A 14,408-nucleotide genomic window follows, 5' to 3' on the forward strand; every position below is an offset into this window, starting at 1 on the left:
TTACGTATACACCCCCTGCGCCGTAGAGACAAACTCCTCGTTCAGCTTTTGCCCGATCTTGTTGATAATCGTATCAATGTCTCCGGCATTGTTAATATTCCCGGTCGTCACCTGCACCGTCGGCGTAAGCTCCACAAAATTCTGGATCGCCTGAATCTCGGCCAGCTCGCGCAGCATTTTCAGATCATCACTGGAGATGTCTACGGTGTCGTTGATGGAGCCGAGCTCGTTCACACGGTTGACGGTGTTCAGATTATTGCCCTGAGTAGCTAGTAGACCTGTTGAATCCAGTGCTTTTGTACTGCTGATCGGATTCAACATATCCTTCACTTTTTCAGTAGCATCGCGCCCTTTGTCCATCAACTTGTTCGTGGCATTCTTTCCTTTTTGACTGGCGCTATTAAAACTATCTTCAAGATTAACGTACTCGATCTTAGCAGTCTTTTGCTCTGGAAAATTATCAGCGGTAGGAGCAAACGCCTTAAAATTTTGCCGGTATTTATCGATCATATCGCTTGCCGCATGAGGAATTTCCGGCTCCTTCCTCTCAACTTTTAGTTCACTTATCCCCAATTCGTCGAAGAATGGAATATGACTTAAAGCCTCAATCATGGAATTGAATTTGTCTAGTACCCAATTGATTGCTTTTGCCATTACCTTCATGAATCCCCCGGCAAAGCCCTCTGCTCCAACTGTCATATTGTAAAGAACATTAAGGGCACCCATACCCAAATCATATAGCAGCTGCTTCATAAAATTGACCGCTTCATGAAATTTATTCACTATATAATCCCATGCAGAGATAGCTGCATTCTGTATAAAAATCCAAATGTTATCCATCACTGCGCTTAACCATCCAAATGCTCCCACTATAGCTCCAACGACATCCCCCGCAGAAATACCTAACATTTGAAAAATATAAATAAGAACAGCTATAACAGCGATAACCACTAAAATAGGCCAGTTTACTACCAACCATGCTGCTGCAAGCTGATAAGCGGCTGCAACAAGTAGAGCCACTTGTACGATCATAGCTACGAGATAGACAATGGCTATCGCTTCAAGAATCGGTTTAATCCAAGACCAGTTCTCCTGCACCACTCCAACCAACCATAATAAGCCATCCACTACCATGCCAATCACATTAGCAATGATCAGAAAGCCGTTAGCCATAGCATCTATAATCGGCATAAATTGGTTTGAAGTCAGCGCCTCGTTCAAAGTATCCATCACTGGCCTCAAGGCTCCCATTGCTTTCTCACCGATTTTCCCAAGTGCAGCATCTGTATTGTCATTCAGCTTATTCCAGTCAGCGATATCTCCTGGTTGTGCCGCAGCTTTTACAGCTTTCTCCCCAAAAGACTTCACGGCATTAAATGGCTTTACCACATCAACTGTCTTGAGAAACTTCATAATTCTCGAGTCAGGAGTTGGTGGGGATGGTGGAACCGGAGGTTCCTTTTTCAGATTAATTTTGGGCTTGGGGACCGGATCAGCCTTAACCTCCGGCTTTTTCTCCTCTTCTTTCTTTTTCTCCTTCGCTTTTAGCCCTTTCCACCACTCTACCTTTTTCGCCTCTTCTTCTTCAGCCTTACCTTTTTGCACACTTGGGGAGCTATTTAATGTTCGAAGCGCTAACTGTTGTGATTGCCCTGCTTGTTGGCTTTGCTCGATAACTATATCTCTGGTAACTATGACCTTAGGAGGAAGTCTCTTAAAGCCTTCAAGCAGCGTATCATTGATATCCTGCAAAGATTGGTTCACTAGATTCAGAGAACGGCTCATCTCATCGCTTGACCGCTTAACAACTACCTGCACTCCCTTGACCAATCGATTAACGATATCCAGATTGCTGTTCACACGAACACATTGTTTATTAACACTCTTCCAAATTCCCAGAGATTTCATCGGTAGCATTACGGCTTTAGATGCGTCTATCTTCATTCTCTCACCCCCTAACTATCTCTTCCTCGCCTTACTCCGTGCCTGATCCCGCTTCTCCTTCTCCACACGAACAGCAATCATCGCATATATTGCGGCGCGTTCGCGGGAAGACAGCTTCATCAGCTCATGGGGTAAAATGTGCAGCTCATGGAGGGCGTAATAAGCAAAATTGGCTTCACTATCGCCCTCGTTGATTAGTTTTTTACTTCATCCACCAGCTCGTTCATGTCCGTGCCAAAACCATTTAAGGCCTGCACCCGCTCACCCAACGCCGCGAATTCACCTGGTAGCAGCATTTTACGCAGCAGTGTCTCAGCGCCAAGTACGCCATAAGAACGCTGCAATTCAGCATTTTTCAGATCCGGATGCACTACACTTGAGGTCATCAGCTTCGCCATATAATCGTTAGGCTCAATTTCGGAGGTATACACTCCGTTTTTACCTTTGACTTTACGGGTTGCGGCCTTGCGGCATTCCTGATTCTCATCCTCAGTCATACTGCGCAGCTTCCAAGCTACCGCATTTCCTTCCTTATCCTTAAAACGCTGGGATACTACAAACTCCTCGGTCGTGTCACATGCTACATTTTGGGCAAAAAATAAACTTAATTCGCTCATTGTCTTCCTCCTAGAATTATTTATTTAGATACTTCTCCTGCTACTAGCTGCCAATAGACAGAGAAGAGACCCGCCGCTCATTCTACGTTCGGGTCTTGCTTGCTCCAATCTATCTAGTTGTCTTAATTAAAGCCCGGAACCTGCCGGAGCACCAAAAGCTTGCACAATCTGCACATCTTCAAAGGTAAAGCTAACTTCTTCTTCCAGAGCGTCTGACTCTGTATCGAGTGAGGCCATGATGACACTATCAAGGTTCACGCCTTTTAAAATAATACGTTGTGCTCCCACGCTGGACGATGGATCTTCGTTCGTAACCTCAATATCGAAGTACTGATCAACACCCGTATTCATATAATCGAGCATCATCTGGCGGAAACGACTAGTCATATAAAAAATCGTCATCGAACCGCTGCCCGACCATCCAGTCGCTTTATGCTGAACACCCCGGCGGCCCAGTGTTTTCACCTCTGCCTTTGTTTTTTCTACTGTAGCTTCAAGAGTTTTCACATAGAACATCTCTTCGGTTTGCGTACCAATCACAGCATAAGCACGGCCCTCCTGGCCGGAAATCGTATCACTAGCTTTTAAAAATGCCATCTTAAACCACCTTCACTTTCATATATACTTTTTCTACCGAATCTACCGGTTTCACAGCCACATCCAGCACGATACTATCACTATCTGCACCAGCCACAACTACAACATCTGTCTGCGCGTTAAAGCCCTCAATCGCACCCATATCCTGCAAATCATTCATATAAGTCGCACACTGTGACCAGAAAAGAGCACGGCCATCTTCATTATTCGTGACCTTACCGATATAGTAGTTCTCAAAAATACGCTTCATATCATTTGCAATTCCATCCAGCACGCGCAGTACACGATTTTTGGAGAATGCTTTGCCTTTGTCCGGTGAAAACGCGGTAAATGTATTGATATCCTGTTCCACCACAGCCCGTCCGCCACTGTAAGTAAAGATAAGCTCTCCTTTTAGCAACGCAGCTGTAGTCTCAGAATGGCTAAGTCTTACATCAGCATCCACCGAATCATCATAACCCTGATAAGTAAGCGATTCATTAACAGCAGCTGCTGCTGTAGCACCAGCTACCCAAGCAACGGCATTGACGTTATCAATCGTAGTTCCGTCGCTCAGTACTACCCCATTATTCACGCTAATCACACCTTCATGACCTGCAGCCGCATAATCGGATAGTACAGCCTGTACCTTTTTCCCTTCTGTATCCCGAAGCCGTCTCACAAAAGAACTGTAGAGTGCCTTCAGAGCACTATCCTGCGATACTAGACCCACTGTTTGGAATTCCTGCACCTCAAGAGCAGACAGGAAGTCACTATGTGCTCCATTCGTCACGGTTCCGTTAGCCCCCCCTGTAAGCGGCATGCCTGCAATTAGCTTCAAGCCTTCTGCACCATTTTTCTGGAATTGAACATAATCGTTCGCGACCAACTCTTCAGCCGTTCCGACCGTTTGCTTGTTCAGTTCGGTTCCATTAAGCAACGTCTTTACATCAAAAAGAGCAGCATTCTCTATATTTTTCTCAATCACAATCAAAAGATCATTTCCGCGTACACCGCCATATTTAGCTGTTACCTGAAGGCCGTTATTTGTGACTGCCGCTTTAACACCTTCATTCAATCGATAGAGCAGCAAGGTTCCCGCCCGTTTCAGCGCTTCACGCACTGGCAGTAGAGTTGGATGTTCCAAATCCACTCCTAGCAGCTTATTCACATCATCCTGCGGGGTAATCCTCATGATTACTCCCGGCTCTCCCCAAGATAGGGCAAGCGCCAATGCCGTAATCCCGCGTTCTCCCATTTTGCCGATGGCACCTTGATTTGATGCTACATTTACGTACACCCCGGGGCGCACCTTATTTTGCGTTGTCCATGTTCCGCCTGCCATTAGTTCATTACCTCCTTATTTTTGAACAATCCCATAGATTGCTTTGCTTCTTCTAGCGTATAGTTCTTGCCATCCTGCAAAATAACGTTCAATATATCCTTTTCCCTCGGCGTAAAAAGTGGGGAATTCACAATCTGTTCCTTACTGAACCCATTCCCGTTACTTCCTTTAGTACTCATTTCAATCGTTCTCCTCCAATCATTTGTCCCATCTTAATGCTGTCAGGCTTGTCGTTTTGCAAATACAACATATAGTCAACTGTAAACAGCGGCCCATGCCCTTCAGTTCCAGCTTCCCAAGCTTGCCTAACTACACGAAAAGCTCCACCTTCCTGCTCCATTCCTGCCATCGCCTCACTCAGCTTATCTGCCATTCTCTCAGCTTCCAGCAAATTGCCTTGCTCATAACGGATGCCAAAACGGTAGACCGCTAAATATCTGCCCTCCCGCTGCCGATCCAGTGTTGCTGAGATCAATCCGGGATGAAAATAAGCGGTTTGAGGTTTTTCTCCTTCTACATATACAGGCACATCAGGAAAATACCGTTCAAGTGTACTTGTAATGTGTTCTCGCAATTGTTGTACCGACATCACTCCATTCCTTTCTGATCTGCGACCGTTCGTCGATCCTTGATGGTGTTAACCTTCAACTGCATGAACATTAAGCAGACACCCCCTCAACTAGATTTAAGAAAAAAGGATACTATCCGAGGTTGGATAATATCCCTTCTTCATTAGGTAAATGCGAGAAGAATCTTTCACCGCTAGGTTTGTTCTCATGACCCTTAGGGCGGAACTATTAGCAGAGCATTCATGCTCTTGCGGTGTTCTTTTGCTTCATTTGCCATGTTATAATCATACCCCCATATTATCCTTGCGGAGAGGGTAAACGGACGAGGTTTTGGCTAGCTTTGGGATGGTATAGAGCGGTTTTTTGGAGGTACACAATTGAAGACAAGCTAAAGAGCCTTCGACCTCCTTTTATGGACGGCAAGCATTTGTGCGAGGATTATAAGGATAAAGTACACCCTGAAACTTATACTTTCTTATAATTCAAAAAAAGACCGCATCATCCGCTCGGACGATACAGTCTTCTTTACTAATCAAACTATTCTACTTCTATTAAGTAATACTCATTTTCTCTTTCTTTACCCTAGGCGCTGTTGTTACTAAAGTTTGCAGAGACAGTAAGCCGAGATCCGTTAACGCTAATGCCATCTTGTAAAAAGCCTTCGAGCGTATCTTCACGTAAGTGTCCTTACTTACCGGTGGATCAAACACATGATTGTAAATCGTATAATCGTACATCTCGTCTCTTCTCATATACCTTTCCCGTACCAGCTGCTGTTCTCTCGTATCGAGTCTCTCTACCACAGAGTCTATTGCGGAACAATAAGCTCTCCTTGCGGCGGGGATGTCCACATTATAAGAAGCTATCGCAGCAGTCTGATCAGTTACAGTGTTAGTAGGACCATGAAATCTTTCTGTGTATGAATAAGTTGTGCTTGCTTCCTTAGCTTCAAATGTAACGGTCTTAAAAATACGGTATTTCTCCAACATGCTCTCTATAGCGACCTGGGTTCGGCGACGGTCCAACTCTGGTAAAGTTGATATGTTCATCATTTATGCACTCCTTTTGGGTTTAACTGAATGAGATTTAATTTGCGGAATTTTCCAGCCCAATGTGATAAAATAAATCTTGTTCGTATTTTGTTCGTATTTTTCTATAATATACCACTTCTTTACCAATCTCGTAAAACCCCGTTTTAGGCTGTTTTTATCGAAAAAGAGCGTATATCCCTCCATTATCTTGCCTTTTGGCAATAATATACGCTTTGTTGTTTACCTATTGGCAAAAATGGCTTATATTATTAGCATAAGGTTACAGCCAATAAGGAGTGAGTTGAGATGAAACAGGAATTCGGGGATTATATGAAGCATCTTCGGGAAACAAAGGGACTCACCATTAATCAATTAGCAGTAGCTGCCGGAATCAGCGGTTCGCAAATTTCCCGGATTGAGAATGGATTAAGAGGGGTTCCTAAACCAACCACGTTACGCAAAATTGCTGAGGCCACTGGCGTCCCCTACGAGGAGCTAATGGATCAAGCAGGGTATTTGCAGGACCAGACTCTTTCAAGCGATGAGGCTGTCCCAGATTGGGCCACAAGCAAAGATAAAAGAGACTTTCGAAAAATGCTAGAGGATGATGGAGAGCTGATGTTTGACGGAATTCCATTAGACAAAGAAGATAAACAGAGGATAAAAGATGTACTAACCGGATTGTTCTGGGAAGCCAAACAGATGAATAAGAGAAAAAAATCCAAAGACACTAAATAACTATACTAACATGCTGCAGGTGAAGAACATGGATGAACTGATCAATAGTCTGATTAAAAAATATAAAACCAACTGCCCGTTCGAGCTTGCCGCAGCACTAGGCATTCAAATTCGTTTCATGAATCTGGGGACTGGCACAAAGGGATTATATTATCGAAAATTAAGAAGAAGGTTTATCGTCATTCATAATGAGTTGCCTGTAGAATGGCAGCGCTTCGTTTGTGCGCATGAATTAGGACATGATCGGCTTCACAAGGGGATCAATCGCTTTTTTCTGGAGGAAAGCTCCTATTTCTCTCCTGGGAAGCTTGAGCGTCAAGCTAATGTATTTGCTGTAAAATTATTATCTTCAGGCAGAAGCCCCGAACAAGAGGAATCATGGAGAAACTATTATCTACGGATTGGAATTCCACCGGAAGTCCGATTTTTTTTGGAGGAATAATAGAACATACGTTCTTATGATGTATTTATATGTATATTCAATACATAACAAAAAAGCCCTTACCGAAGTAAGAGCTTTTGAGCAGCGATTAAGCTGAGTATCGGGATGACACGATTTGAACATGCGACCCCCTGGTCCCAAACCAGGTGCTCTACCAAGCTGAGCTACATCCCGTTACTATAAAATTATGGAGCGGGTGATGGGAATCGAACCCACGCTATCAGCTTGGAAGGCTGAAGTTCTACCATTGAACTACACCCGCAAAGGTGAAAATCGGGATGACACGATTTGAACATGCGACCCCCTGGTCCCAAACCAGGTGCTCTACCAAGCTGAGCTACATCCCGTTATAAATACTATAATTGCTTAATAATAAAATGGCGCGCCCTGAGAGATTCGAACTCCCGGCCTTTTGATTCGTAGTCAAACGCTCTATCCAGCTGAGCTAAGGGCGCAAAATTATGGAGCGGACGACGGGAATCGAACCCGCGACCCTCGCCTTGGCAAGGCGATGCTCTACCGCTGAGCCACGTCCGCAATAAGTGGTGCGCGTGAAGGGACTTGAACCCCCACGTCGTGAAACGCCAGATCCTAAGTCTGGTGCGTCTGCCATTCCGCCACACGCGCATGATAATAATAAAAGTGAGCCATGAAGGACTCGAACCTTCGACACCCTGATTAAAAGTCAGGTGCTCTACCAACTGAGCTAATGGCTCGCACTTGGCTGGGGATATAGGATTCGAACCTATGAGTGACGGAGTCAAAGTCCGTTGCCTTACCGCTTGGCTAATCCCCATTGATGGTACCTCTATGTTGCCCATAATCTCTTAGGAAGATTATGGTGGAGGCTGAGGGGATCGAACCCCCGACCCTCTGCTTGTAAGGCAGATGCTCTCCCAGCTGAGCTAAGCCTCCATATCTATGGGACCCTCTAAGGGTAAGTACAAGTAAAAGTTGGTGACCCGTATGGGATTCGAACCCATGTTACCTCCGTGAAAGGGAGGTGTCTTAACCCCTTGACCAACGGGCCTTGCAAATCTGTGGAGCTCTCAACCGGATTCGAACCGGTGACCTCTTCCTTACCATGGAAGCACTCTACCTGCTGAGCTATGAGAGCATGGCTCCCCGAACAGGACTCGAACCTGTGACAACTCGATTAACAGTCGAGTGCTCTACCAACTGAGCTATCAGGGAATATCCGCTTGGCAACGTCCTACTCTCCCAGGACCCTTCGGTCCAAGTACCATCGGCGCTGGAGGGCTTAACGGTCGTGTTCGGGATGGGTACGTGTGGAACCCCTCCGCTATCGCCACCAAACGGGCATTTACAGCGTAAATGCTCAGGCTTGATGCCTGAAAACTGAATCCGAAACGAATCTGCATTCTACGTATAGGATAAGCCCTCGACCGATTAGTATTGGTCAGCTCCATGCATTGCTGCACTTCCACCTCCAACCTATCTACCTCGTCGTCTTCAAGGGGTCTTACTAATTGGGAAATCTCATCTTGAGGGGGGCTTCACGCTTAGATGCTTTCAGCGCTTATCCCGTCCGTACGTAGCTACCCAGCCATGCTCCTGGCGGAACAACTGGTGCACCAGCGGTACGTCCATCCCGGTCCTCTCGTACTAAGGACAGCTCCTCTCAAATTTCCTGCGCCCACGACAGATAGGGACCGAACTGTCTCACGACGTTCTGAACCCAGCTCGCGTACCGCTTTAATGGGCGAACAGCCCAACCCTTGGGACCTACTTCAGCCCCAGGATGCGATGAGCCGACATCGAGGTGCCAAACCTCCCCGTCGATGTGGACTCTTGGGGGAGATAAGCCTGTTATCCCCAGGGTAGCTTTTATCCGTTGAGCGATGGCCCTTCCATGCGGTACCACCGGATCACTAAGTCCGACTTTCGTCCCTGCTCGACTTGTAGGTCTCGCAGTCAAGCTCCCTTATGCCTTTGCACTCTGCGAATGATTTCCAACCATTCTGAGGGAACCTTGGAACGCCTCCGTTACTCTTTAGGAGGCGACCGCCCCAGTCAAACTGCCCGCCTGACACGGTCCCCGTACCCGGTAAGGGTACTAGGTTAGAACCTAGATACGATCAGGGTGGTATCCCAACGGCGCCTCCACCGAAGCTTGCGCTCCGATTTCTACGGCTCCCACCTATCCTGTACAGATCGTACCCAAATTCAATATCAAGCTGCAGTAAAGCTCCATGGGGTCTTTCCGTCTTGTCGCGGGTAACCTGCATCTTCACAGGTATTAAAATTTCACCGGATCTCTCGTTGAGACAGCGCCCAAGTCGTTACGCCATTCGTGCGGGTCAGAATTTACCTGACAAGGAATTTCGCTACCTTAGGACCGTTATAGTTACGGCCGCCGTTTACTGGGGCTTCGGTTCATAGCTTCGGGTTACCCCTAACCACTCCCCTTAACCTTCCAGCACCGGGCAGGCGTCAGCCCGTATACTTCGCCTTGCGGCTTCGCACAGACCTGTGTTTTTGCTAAACAGTCGCTTGGGCCTTTTCACTGCGGCCCCCTCGTGCTATTCACACTACCGGGGCACCCCTTCTCCCGAAGTTACGGGGTCATTTTGCCGAGTTCCTTAACGAGAGTTCTTCCGCGCGCCTTAGAATTCTCTTCTCGCCTACCTGTGTCGGTTTGCGGTACGGGCACCTTCTCCTGGCTAGAGGCTTTTCTTGGCAGTGTGAGATCATGACCTTCGCTACTACAATTTTCGCTCCCCATCACAGCTCAGCCTTATCGATGTGCGGATTTGCCTACACATCAGCCTCACTGCTTAGACGGACATCCATCAGTCCGCGTCACTACCCTCCTGCGTCACCCCATCGCTCATAGCGGATTACGGTGGTACAGTAATTTCAAACTGTTGTCCTTCGACTACGCCTTTCGGCCTCGCCTTAGGTCCCGACTTACCCTGAGCGGACGAGCCTTCCTCAGGAAACCTTGGGCTTTCGGCGGATCAGATTCTCACTGATCTTTTCGTTACTCATACCGGCATTCTCACTTGTGTAGTGTCCAGCGCTCTTTTCAGTACACCTTCAACCCCTACACAACGCTCCCCTACCCCAGATACATAGTATCTAGCCATAGCTTCGGTGGTGTGTTTAGCCCCGTTACATTTTCGGCGCAGAGTCACTCGACCAGTGAGCTATTACGCACTCTTTCAATGGTGGCTGCTTCTAAGCCAACATCCTGGTTGTCTGTGCAACTCCACATCCTTTCCCACTTAACACACACTTGGGGACCTTAGCTGATGGTCTGGGCTGTTTCCCTTTTGACAATGGATCTTAGCACTCACTGTCTGACTCCCGGCAATAAGTATATGGCATTCGGAGTTTGACTGAGCTTGGTAATCCTTGCGGACCCCGCACCCAATCAGTGCTCTACCTCCACTACTCTTATACCGAGGCTAGCCCTAAAGCTATTTCGGGGAGAACCAGCTATCTCCGAGTTCGATTGGAATTTCTCCGCTACCCCCACCTCATCCCCGCACTTTTCAACGTACGTGGGTTCGGGCCTCCAGTGCGTGTTACCGCACCTTCACCCTGGACAGGGGTAGATCACACGGTTTCGGGTCTACGTCCACATACTCAATCGCCCTATTCAGACTCGCTTTCGCTGCGGCTCCACCTTCTCGGCTTAACCTTGCATGTTAAACGTAACTCGCCGGTTCATTCTACAAAAGGCACGCCATCACCCATTAATAGGGCTCTGACTTTTTGTAAGCACACGGTTTCAGGTTCTATTTCACTCCCCTTCCGGGGTGCTTTTCACCTTTCCCTCACGGTACTGTTTCACTATCGGTCGCCAGGTAGTATTTAGCCTTAGCAGATGGTCCTGCTGGATTCATACGGGGTTTCACGTGCCCCGCACTACTCGGGATCCGTCTCGGAGAGAATACAGTTTAGGCTACAGGGCTTTTACCTCTATCGCGGGCCTTTCCAGACCTCTTCACCTACCATATTCCTTTGTAACTCCATGTGAGACGTCCCACAACCCCTAAGAGCAAGCTCTTAGGTTTAGGCTGTTCCGCGTTCGCTCGCCGCTACTGACGGAATCACTATTGTTTTCTCTTCCTCAGGGTACTTAGATGTTTCAGTTCCCCTGGTCTGCCTCTACATTTCCTATGTATTCAGAAATGAGTAACTGCGAATTACCACAGCTGGGTTTCCCCATTCGGACACCCCCGGATCAAAGCTTGCTTACAGCTCCCCGAGGCAGTTTCGTTGTTCGCCACGTCCTTCGTCGGCTCCTGGCGCCTAGGCATCCTCCGTGTGCTCTTATTAGCTTAACCTTGATTTTTCCGCAGGAAAATATCATACGATGACATTCTCTTTGGAATCATCTCACTAATAACATTTACTTGTTTACACAAGTTGCTAAAAGATGTTCTAAAACGCAAATTCGTTTCGGTATCCAGTTTTCAAGGATCAAGTTAAAAAGTTATTCATTTAAAAATTTATGGTGGAGCCAAGCGGGATCGAACCGCTGACCTCCTGCTTGCAAGGCAGGCGCTCTCCCAGCTGAGCTATGGCCCCATAAAATTACTCTATAATGTTATATGGTGGGCCTTGGTGGACTCGAACCACCGACCTCACCCTTATCAGAGGTGCGCTCTAACCAACTGAGCTAAAAGCCCATATAACATATATAACATTGTGAATCAACCAATGAATTGGTTGTCCGCTTGGCAACGTCCTACTCTCCCAGGACCCTTCGGTCCAAGTACCATCGGCGCTGGAGGGCTTAACGGTCGTGTTCGGGATGGGTACGTGTGGAACCCCTCCGCTATCGCCACCAAACGCATACGAAAGAGACTTGCTCTTTCAAAACTGAACACGAGTGAGTGTTCGAACCCGAAGGTTCTATTGTGGAAGCTGAGCTTCCGATTTGAATGTCCTCATTGCAGAGAACGATTCTCCATAGAAAGGAGGTGATCCAGCCGCACCTTCCGATACGGCTACCTTGTTACGACTTCACCCCAATCATCTACCCCACCTTCGGCGGCTGGCTCCCTTGCGGGTTACCCCACCGACTTCGGGTGTTGTAAACTCTCGTGGTGTGACGGGCGGTGTGTACAAGACCCGGGAACGTATTCACCGCGGCATGCTGATCCGCGATTACTAGCAATTCCGACTTCATGCAGGCGAGTTGCAGCCTGCAATCCGAACTGAGACCGGCTTTGATGGGATTGGCTCCACCTCGCGGCTTCGCTTCCCGTTGTACCGGCCATTGTAGTACGTGTGTAGCCCAGGTCATAAGGGGCATGATGATTTGACGTCATCCCCACCTTCCTCCGGTTTGTCACCGGCAGTCACTCTAGAGTGCCCAGCATTACCTGCTGGCAACTAAAGTTAAGGGTTGCGCTCGTTGCGGGACTTAACCCAACATCTCACGACACGAGCTGACGACAACCATGCACCACCTGTCTCCTCTGTCCCGAAGGCCGCTGCTATCTCTAGCAGATTCAGAGGGATGTCAAGACCTGGTAAGGTTCTTCGCGTTGCTTCGAATTAAACCACATACTCCACTGCTTGTGCGGGTCCCCGTCAATTCCTTTGAGTTTCAGTCTTGCGACCGTACTCCCCAGGCGGAGTGCTTACTGTGTTAACTTCGGCACCAAGGGTATCGAAACCCCTAACACCTAGCACTCATCGTTTACGGCGTGGACTACCAGGGTATCTAATCCTGTTTGCTCCCCACGCTTTCGCGCCTCAGCGTCAGTTACAGCCCAGAAAGTCGCCTTCGCCACTGGTGTTCCTCCACATATCTACGCATTTCACCGCTACACGTGGAATTCCACTTTCCTCTTCTGTACTCAAGCCACCCAGTTTCCAGTGCGACCTCAGGTTGAGCCCAAGGTTTAAACACCAGACTTAAATAGCCGCCTGCGCGCGCTTTACGCCCAATAATTCCGGACAACGCTTGCCCCCTACGTATTACCGCGGCTGCTGGCACGTAGTTAGCCGGGGCTTTCTTCTCAGGTACCGTCACTCCGGTAGCAGTTACTCTACCGGACGTTCTTCCCTGGCAACAGAGCTTTACGATCCGAAAACCTTCATCACTCACGCGGCGTTGCTCCGTCAGGCTTTCGCCCATTGCGGAAGATTCCCTACTGCTGCCTCCCGTAGGAGTCTGGGCCGTGTCTCAGTCCCAGTGTGGCCGTTCACCCTCTCAGGTCGGCTACGCATCGTCGCCTTGGTGGGCCGTTACCCCACCAACTAGCTAATGCGCCGCAGGCCCATCCCTCAGTGACAGATTGCTCCGTCTTTCATTCTTCTCTCAGGAGAAAAAAGAAATTATCCGGTATTAGCTACCGTTTCCGGTAGTTATCCCAGTCTGAAGGGCAGGTTGCCTACGTGTTACTCACCCGTCCGCCGCTAAGTTACTTTGAAAGCAAGCTTTCAAAGTAACTCCGCTCGACTTGCATGTATTAGGCACGCCGCCAGCGTTCGTCCTGAGCCAGGATCAAACTCTCCAATTAGTATTGAAAAGAGCGATATGCTCATTTTGAAACATCTGACGAGAAAATTAATTCTCTAATTTTGGATTTCACTTGCGTGATTTCCCACTCACTCGTTGTTCAGTTTTCAAAGATCAATATCTCTCATTTCGTCGTCGTTGTTTATCAGCGGCGACCTTTATAATATATCACAGTGTTAAGCTGTTTGGCAAGTCTTTTTTTTGAAAAATCTTTTTTTCAATTTTTCTTGCCTTCCGCTTTCCTTTTACACAAGCAAAAGGAGCGCGAGATATAATTTATCATGAGCACTCCTTTTTAGTCAAGCTATTTTATTAAATAATCTGAAAACTTTATAAAACTGTAGCAATTCTCGTATATCTTCAGTGTTTATACTGAGAAGAACGCCCACCCCATGCATACTTGGAAAGCTCTTTCTGAGGAGCGAAGCGAGCATACATCCGGAATACAGTCTTATATCTATTAGCGATGGCGTGCCTGATATTTTGGTCCAAGCGCTGATCACTCAAATCTAACAGCATCTCATCTAGTTCTTTTCTCAAAACATAATCCAGTTCCTTGCATTCCTTTTCGTTAAACAACATTCCCAACATATGCTTGGCCTCCTTCATGAAGTTGCAATTAACACCTTCTCTAAACCCCC

Annotated in this window: 10 protein-coding genes, 14 tRNA genes and 4 rRNA genes; 2 read left to right on the plus strand and 26 right to left on the minus strand. The window is 47.5% G+C overall.

The window, feature by feature from the left end; genetic code table 11:
- The 7 genes from MHH89_RS18995 to MHH89_RS19025 all read right to left on the minus strand — a co-directional run bounded on the left by MHH89_RS18995 (nt 1) and on the right by MHH89_RS19025 (nt 6,100).
- Nucleotides 1-1,944, minus strand: coding sequence for a hypothetical protein (locus tag MHH89_RS18995; protein WP_076310306.1), 1,944 nt, complete (start codon nt 1,942-1,944; stop codon nt 1-3).
- Between the two features lie 194 nt (nt 1,945-2,138).
- Nucleotides 2,139-2,561, minus strand: coding sequence for a phage tail assembly chaperone (locus tag MHH89_RS19000; protein ID WP_076129761.1), 423 nt, complete (start codon nt 2,559-2,561; stop codon nt 2,139-2,141).
- A gap of 126 nt (nt 2,562-2,687) precedes the next feature.
- Nucleotides 2,688-3,158, minus strand: a complete 471-nt coding sequence (locus MHH89_RS19005; protein WP_036681245.1) for a phage tail tube protein — start codon at nt 3,156-3,158, stop codon at nt 2,688-2,690.
- 1 nt (nt 3,159) lies between these two features.
- Nucleotides 3,160-4,482, minus strand: a complete 1,323-nt coding sequence (locus MHH89_RS19010) for a phage tail sheath family protein (protein WP_076310305.1) — start codon at nt 4,480-4,482, stop codon at nt 3,160-3,162.
- Nucleotides 4,482-4,661: a hypothetical protein gene (locus MHH89_RS19015; RefSeq protein WP_076220512.1), complete on the minus strand. Its 180-nt coding sequence runs from the start codon at nt 4,659-4,661 to the stop codon at nt 4,482-4,484. Before MHH89_RS19015 ends, MHH89_RS19010 begins: the two co-directional genes overlap by 1 nt.
- Nucleotides 4,658-5,071 carry a phage tail terminator family protein gene (locus MHH89_RS19020; protein ID WP_076307211.1) on the minus strand — a complete coding sequence of 138 codons (414 nt, stop codon included), beginning with the start codon at nt 5,069-5,071 and terminating at the stop codon, nt 4,658-4,660. Before MHH89_RS19020 ends, MHH89_RS19015 begins: the two co-directional genes overlap by 4 nt.
- A gap of 531 nt (nt 5,072-5,602) precedes the next feature.
- Complete coding sequence (locus MHH89_RS19025) at nt 5,603-6,100, minus strand: ArpU family phage packaging/lysis transcriptional regulator (protein WP_038574900.1); 498 nt, start codon at nt 6,098-6,100, stop codon at nt 5,603-5,605.
- Nucleotides 6,101-6,388: 288 nt separating this feature from the next.
- Here MHH89_RS19025 and MHH89_RS19030 point away from each other — a divergent pair, with 288 nt between their 5' ends.
- Nucleotides 6,389-6,820 (plus strand): helix-turn-helix domain-containing protein, encoded by a 432-nt coding sequence (locus tag MHH89_RS19030; RefSeq protein WP_076129758.1) that lies wholly within the window; start codon nt 6,389-6,391, stop codon nt 6,818-6,820.
- A gap of 28 nt (nt 6,821-6,848) precedes the next feature.
- A complete protein-coding gene (locus MHH89_RS19035) occupies nt 6,849-7,262 on the plus strand; it encodes an ImmA/IrrE family metallo-endopeptidase (RefSeq protein WP_036681396.1) in 414 nt (137 codons plus the stop codon).
- A 100-nt stretch (nt 7,263-7,362) separates the two neighbouring features.
- Here the strand turns inward: MHH89_RS19035 and MHH89_RS19040 are convergent.
- The 19 genes from MHH89_RS19040 to MHH89_RS19130 form a co-directional block, all read right to left on the minus strand.
- Nucleotides 7,363-7,436 (minus strand) — tRNA-Pro (locus tag MHH89_RS19040).
- Nucleotides 7,437-7,450: 14 nt separating this feature from the next.
- Nucleotides 7,451-7,524 (minus strand) — tRNA-Gly (locus MHH89_RS19045).
- 11 nt (nt 7,525-7,535) lie between these two features.
- Nucleotides 7,536-7,609: transfer RNA gene (locus MHH89_RS19050), tRNA-Pro, on the minus strand.
- 31 nt (nt 7,610-7,640) lie between these two features.
- A tRNA-Arg gene (locus MHH89_RS19055) sits at nt 7,641-7,717 on the minus strand.
- A gap of 7 nt (nt 7,718-7,724) precedes the next feature.
- Nucleotides 7,725-7,799, minus strand: a tRNA-Gly gene (locus tag MHH89_RS19060).
- A gap of 6 nt (nt 7,800-7,805) precedes the next feature.
- A tRNA-Leu gene (locus tag MHH89_RS19065) sits at nt 7,806-7,889 on the minus strand.
- A gap of 16 nt (nt 7,890-7,905) precedes the next feature.
- Nucleotides 7,906-7,978 (minus strand) — tRNA-Lys (locus MHH89_RS19070).
- Nucleotides 7,979-7,983: 5 nt separating this feature from the next.
- Nucleotides 7,984-8,058 (minus strand) — tRNA-Gln (locus tag MHH89_RS19075).
- Nucleotides 8,059-8,101: 43 nt separating this feature from the next.
- Nucleotides 8,102-8,177, minus strand: a tRNA-Val gene (locus MHH89_RS19080).
- A 40-nt stretch (nt 8,178-8,217) separates the two neighbouring features.
- A tRNA-Glu gene (locus MHH89_RS19085) sits at nt 8,218-8,292 on the minus strand.
- Between the two features lie 11 nt (nt 8,293-8,303).
- Nucleotides 8,304-8,379 (minus strand) — tRNA-Thr (locus tag MHH89_RS19090).
- Nucleotide 8,380: 1 nt separating this feature from the next.
- Nucleotides 8,381-8,456: transfer RNA gene (locus MHH89_RS19095), tRNA-Asn, on the minus strand.
- Nucleotides 8,457-8,462: 6 nt separating this feature from the next.
- Nucleotides 8,463-8,579 (minus strand): 5S ribosomal RNA (gene rrf, locus MHH89_RS19100).
- Between the two features lie 73 nt (nt 8,580-8,652).
- A 23S ribosomal RNA gene (locus MHH89_RS19105) occupies nt 8,653-11,578 on the minus strand.
- Nucleotides 11,579-11,746: 168 nt separating this feature from the next.
- Nucleotides 11,747-11,822: transfer RNA gene (locus MHH89_RS19110), tRNA-Ala, on the minus strand.
- 24 nt (nt 11,823-11,846) lie between these two features.
- Nucleotides 11,847-11,923, minus strand: a tRNA-Ile gene (locus MHH89_RS19115).
- Between the two features lie 46 nt (nt 11,924-11,969).
- Nucleotides 11,970-12,086, minus strand: a 5S ribosomal RNA gene (rrf, locus tag MHH89_RS19120).
- 124 nt (nt 12,087-12,210) lie between these two features.
- A 16S ribosomal RNA gene (locus tag MHH89_RS19125) occupies nt 12,211-13,768 on the minus strand.
- The 16S, 23S and 5S rRNA genes sit together here with 14 tRNA genes alongside, the layout of an rRNA operon.
- Before the next feature lie 359 nt (nt 13,769-14,127).
- Nucleotides 14,128-14,358: a hypothetical protein gene (locus MHH89_RS19130; protein WP_036680631.1), complete on the minus strand. Its 231-nt coding sequence runs from the start codon at nt 14,356-14,358 to the stop codon at nt 14,128-14,130.
- Nucleotides 14,359-14,408: the final 50 nt, after the last annotated feature.

This window comes from Paenibacillus sp. FSL H7-0323 (assembly GCF_038002725.1).
In the GTDB taxonomy this organism is placed as follows: domain Bacteria; phylum Bacillota; class Bacilli; order Paenibacillales; family Paenibacillaceae; genus Paenibacillus_AQ; species Paenibacillus_AQ odorifer.